Origin of the sequence: Enterococcus sp. RTP21361st1_A6_RTP21361_211029 (assembly GCF_040910045.1) — a bacterium.
GTDB lineage: Bacteria > Bacillota > Bacilli > Lactobacillales > Enterococcaceae > Enterococcus_D > Enterococcus_D gallinarum.
The window spans coordinates 1-5,258 of sequence record NZ_JBDGBK010000137.1 but is presented as its reverse complement, the minus strand read 5'-3'; the positions used below and the strand labels follow the sequence as shown (position 1 = coordinate 5,258).

The 5,258-nt window shown below is 39.1% G+C and carries 4 protein-coding genes and 1 pseudogene; 1 reads left to right on the top strand and 4 read right to left on the bottom strand.

Annotation, left to right across the window (positions count from 1 at the left end):
• From AB5Z52_RS15875 to truB, 4 genes and pseudogenes are all read right to left on the bottom strand, one after another.
• Positions 1–202 (bottom strand): annotated as a pseudogene (locus tag AB5Z52_RS15875) (hypothetical protein); the annotation flags it as partial.
• A 223-nt stretch (positions 203–425) separates the two neighbouring features.
• On the bottom strand, positions 426–1,850 hold the full coding sequence (locus tag AB5Z52_RS15870; protein WP_003126386.1) for an APC family permease: 1,425 nt from the start codon (positions 1,848–1,850) through the stop codon (positions 426–428).
• 688 nt (positions 1,851–2,538) lie between these two features.
• Positions 2,539–3,477, bottom strand: a complete 939-nt coding sequence (gene ribF, locus AB5Z52_RS15865; RefSeq protein WP_003126385.1) for a riboflavin biosynthesis protein RibF — start codon at positions 3,475–3,477, stop codon at positions 2,539–2,541.
• 2 nt (positions 3,478–3,479) lie between these two features.
• The gene (gene truB, locus AB5Z52_RS15860) at positions 3,480–4,409 is read right to left on the bottom strand and encodes a tRNA pseudouridine(55) synthase TruB (protein WP_003126384.1); all 930 of its coding nucleotides are present in this window, start codon (positions 4,407–4,409) and stop codon (positions 3,480–3,482) included.
• Between the two features lie 124 nt (positions 4,410–4,533).
• Between truB and AB5Z52_RS15855 the strand changes: the two genes are divergently transcribed.
• A complete protein-coding gene (locus tag AB5Z52_RS15855) occupies positions 4,534–5,103 on the top strand; it encodes a phosphatase PAP2 family protein (protein WP_005471304.1) in 570 nt (189 codons plus the stop codon).
• Positions 5,104–5,258 lie beyond the last annotated feature (155 nt).

Sequence of the window (5,258 nt, the reverse complement as noted above, 5' to 3'; positions counted from 1 at the left end):
GATACGCATAACGGAATGAATCTTGTTTCAAAACCGTTCGCGTGCTCACTTCACCATTTGCATCAACATATTCAATCTCTTCCGTACTGAATTTTCCGGCAGGAATCAGAAATGTCAATACCCATGCTACCAGCACTACGCCAAAAATGATCACATACGTGTGTGGCGTTTTCATTTTTGTTAAATCTTTTTTCTTTTTCACCAATTTTCTCCCTTTCACCTTATACATTGACTGCATAAATTATCATTTCCCATCTTTTTTAGTATAGCGGAATTTTGCCCTTTACTCATTGGGAAACCATTAGAATTTGTTGTAAATTCTAGCGAAATAAGCTAGGAGAACACTGATGTACCAAACAAGTAATAGACAAGAAAAAGTCTTCAAGACAGTAAAATATCTTGAAGACTTTTAGGTGATGCATCTTCTATTTATTCACACGTTTTGCGATCATTGGTAAAATCAGTCCAATCAAGATAAAGATGATCGGTGTGATGATATTCAATGACAATTGGAACAACCAAGCTTTTGGATCAGCAGCATAATCTAATTTTGGTACCATCCCTAAGATACAAGCAAATGCTGTAAATAAGAAACACCACAAACCAATACCAAAGCCTAGTTTTGTATTTTTAACAAACTTATAATCTGATGAGAATCGATGGGCTTGTTTATTGATCAGCATGAAGGCTACAAATACCCATAAGTAACGTAATGGCATCACAACCGAATTCAAGTTCAACAACCAGCGATACAATTCAGTCATATTTCCGATACCTAACGCAGGAATGATGATCAAGATGCTGACTAAGATCCCTGTCATGATATATCCATTGATCGGTGTACCTTTTTTGTTCAATTTTGCCAAACCATTTGGTACAAATTCTGGATCTGCATCAGAAAGCAAAATTTTCAACGGCGCATCAATAGAAAATGCTAATGCTGAAATTTGCGCTAATGCATTGGCGATCGAATAAAGAATCACAAATGTATTGCCAATCCCATAGAAATTGCCAAGACGTTGGAATGCTTCATAAGCGCCATTTACCATCAAATCTTTAGGAATATTGTTTGCATCGAACAGCATCCCCATTGCGATTGATCCTAGTAACGCACATAAAGCGACCATTCCGGCTAAAAAGATCATTCCTTTAGGAAATTCTTTGGCAGGGTTTTTCGTGTTATTAACGTAAGGCGAAATTTTTTCACAGCCACCTACCGCAAACACCAGCATCGAAATCGTCGTTAAGTAAGTAAAATCGAATTTAGGAATATAAGTTGAAACAGTTGTCATATTTGGTGTTGCTACTTGAGCTCCAGTCATCGCTGGTGCTGTTACTGCTAAAATAATAAATAAGATCGACATGACAAACATCGCTGTTCCGGCAATATTACCGATCATCTTCAATGTAGTCAATCCTTTAGATGCGATCCATAAAAAGAAAAGAAAAATAGCTAAACAAATTAATGAGACTTCCATTGATCCGACAGTCGATACGAAAGAGCCGTTTCCTTTAAATAACCAACTCAATGATACCAGGATCCCTTGTGGTTTTTGTGCGAGATATGGGACGTGAACGACCCAGTAAGTCCAAGCAGCGAAAAAGGCCAATCGTTTGGTTGAAGTTTCTTTGATCCAAGAGGATACACCACCGCTTGATTCCTTGAACGTTGATCCTAGTTGTCCTACACTCAATGCGTAGGGAACAAAGTATAATGCCATGATCAAGATCCAAGATACAACAACAGTCAATCCCTGTTGTGCATAGTTGTTCACTACATTTCCGAGTCCCCAAACAGAGACAAACGCCATTAGCGCAATATTATACCAGCGCAATTGTTTCTCGTTCATTACTTTCTCCTTTAAACATATGATTTCAGTGATCGAACCGAATTCTCGAATGATCATGATTTCCATGTATCGAGCAAAGTTTATTTGTAAGTCGAATGAGCTGTCCACAACGCTTTTTCACTTCTAACGAACTTCTCGATAACTGTCATTAACATTGACCAGAAATGGAATAGAATATCATTTTTTTTGACCATTCATTTCGTTTCAGTCATCACCTCATTTTAGAATAAACCCCAAAATTATTTTGGTCAAGAGAAAATAATAACAATTTTCATCGTTTTTTAACAATGGGTTAAGCGATATATAAATAACGAGATAAAAACCATTATTTAGATTAAAATAACTCCTATTGCGTTCCGTTCCTTTACTGGAAATTAGCACCTAAACAAATTTTTTAGAAAAAAGATAAAACAGAATTTTGGAATTTTTCAGACTTTTAACTATTAATGATTAGAAAAATAATTTTATTCACGCAAGATATTCCCTTACACCACTCTTCCCGCTAAACAAAGTGAACAGTAATAGAAAAAAACCAACTTATATTTTGTCTAGACTACAATAAAAACGATAACATTCGTCATAAAACTATTTTAACTATTATTTAAAATAACAAAAAATCTTAATTAGATCAGTTTGATTGACACTTTCCGATCCTCTTAAGATTTTTTACGAGTACTAAAGGTAGCTCTTATTTATCGAAGTATTTCCTAGTATCAATCTCGTCTTGTTGCAGTTGTTCAATCAAGGCTTCTGCGCCACTAAAAGCAACTTGATCTCTCAAAAAGTGGTGCCAGCGAATCGCAACAGTCTCTCCATAGATATCTTGATGGAAATCTAAAATATAGATCTCCACTGTTAATTGTCGGCCTTGACCAAAGGTATCATTATGACCAATCGATCCCATAGACGGATACCAGCGATCACCTACTTTAAGCTCGGTAACATAGACACCTTCTTTTGGCAGGCGCACTGTACTTTTGACTTTAATATTCGCTGTCGGAAAGCCAAGTTCGCGTCCCCTGGCATCGCCATGTACGACAGTTCCTTCAAACTCATAAGGATAACCTAACAGTCGATTGGCTTCTGCCATTTCTCCGTTCTGCAAAGCGGCGCGGATTCTTGTTGAGCTGACTTTCTCCCCTGCCAAAGTTTCCTTGGGAACGGTAATCACTTCAAAACGGCCTTGGGCATAAGAAGGTAAAAGTGCCATGTTTGCTGTCTCTTTCTTTCCATAGGTATAATCGAATCCAGCCACGACCACTTCCGCATGTAAACCTACCATGTATTGATCGACAAAGACTTGCGGCGCTAAATTTGCAAAAGCTGAAGTGAAATCCACTTCGTAAAGATAGTCGACTCCTAAATCAGCCATATGGGCTTCTTTTTGTGATAAGCTGGTTAGATATTGCATTGCCTCAGGATCCACTTTTTGAAAGACAATAGATGGATGCTGATTGAATGTCATCAATGCCAGCTTCAATCCTTTTTCTTTTGCTGCTGCTTTTCCTGTTTCAATAACTTTTTGATGACCTAGATGCACACCGTCAAAAAAGCCTAGAACCAAAACGACAGGTTCTGATGGAATGACATCTTTATTATATGGATGACGTAGCTCGATAATTTCCATTCTTACTCTCCTATTTCTGTACGAATAACTTTCGCAGGTTTTAATAGCCCCTGTTTCCTTTGATGCGGCATATAGATACTAACGACTTTATCTTGATAAAACAATGCCACAGGTGTTGCAGGAGGTTCTTGAAGACCAAAACTATGATATGGCAAGGGCATGCCATTCTTGACATTCTGCCACAACTTCTCATCAATTGCAATTTTGGGAAACCCGCTTACCCCATATTCAATGGGCTGCAGCAACTCATTGATTCGCCCTGATTCCAATGCTTCACGAACTTCTGCAAGCGTAACAGATTGATCTTTGGTAAAGCCGCCGCTTGCTAACCGTGTCAAGTCAGACATATGAGAGGCTACTCCCAAAGCAGCACCCGTATCGACGGCTAACGTACGGACATACGTTCCTTTCCCACAGCTTACTTGAAACCGCCACGATTGGGTGCCACTTGTCTCATCAAAGATTAGATCGCTGATCCGCTTAAATGAATGAATCAAAGCTTGCCGTTTTGGACGCTGCACTTCTTCATTTGCCCGGGCATATTCATACAAACGTTTCCCATTGACTTTAACTGCGGAATACATTGGCGGAATTTGGGTAATTTCACCAGTCAAACTTGCCATTGCACGATCGACTTCTGCTGTAGTAAAAGGTTTTGCTAAAGGCGTCCTTTCAACAACTTCACCCGAACGGTCTTCGGTCGTTGTGGAAAAACCTAGCGTGATTTCTCCTGTATATATCTTTCCGGAATCCACCAAGTATTCCACGACTTTGGTTCCTTTGCCAATGCAGATCGGCAATACACCGTCTACATCAGGATCCAGGGTTCCACTGTGTCCGACCTTTTTTGTATGTAAAATTTTTCGTAGTTTAAAGACACAGTCGTGACTGGTTTGACCACGGTCTTTCCATAATGGCAAAATTCCATCCATAGTATCCCTCCGCTTCTTTTTCAACTTGACCATTATACCATATTCTAAAAAAACTTAGTATGGTCTTAAAGTCTTTCAGAATGATATTCGTTCATGATACACTTATATTATAAGGAGGTGCCACATGATTGTATTCGTTTGTTCATTGATTGGTTTCATACTTTTTTTATATTTGGTTCAACGTGGTACGCTGCAACAACAAGAGGAGGCACTGGCTTTATTTGTTATCAAGAGCCGAACACCTGCTTTAACACGGATGATGCTCTTTTTTACAAATTTCGGTAAAGCATTGCCCACGATCATCTTATTGTTATTGCTTTATGTTTTTCCAGCTACACAAACTATCCTAGCGCCGAAAGCAGCAGCGAGTGTCTTACTTGTCTCTGCATTCGCTTATCTGATTAAACGGATCGTCCGCAGAGAACGACCAAACGATCATCGGTTAGTCGAAGAAAAAGACCACAGCTTCCCTAGTGCCCATGCTGCTACTTCTGCCGCACTTTATGGAACTGCAGCGATGAATATGGCTTTTCTTTTGCCACCTGCTGTTCTGCCCATGAGCATTCTTGCGGTCCTGCTCAGTTTTATGATTGGGTTCAGTCGCGTTTATCTAGGGATCCATTTTTTGACAGATGTTATCGGTGGGTGGTTTTTAGGATTAGCAGTTGCTGCATTGATCACCATTTTGTTATGATTTTTGGCCTTGCACAGTATCTGTTTGATCATTATAGAATAGCCTCACCTCTCAGTAATAAAAAAAAGGTCGCGTATATGAAGCGACCCCCAAAAGTTAGACCAAAAAATCTAACTTTTGGGGGTCGTTATTTGTATGGCAAAATATCCTTTTGA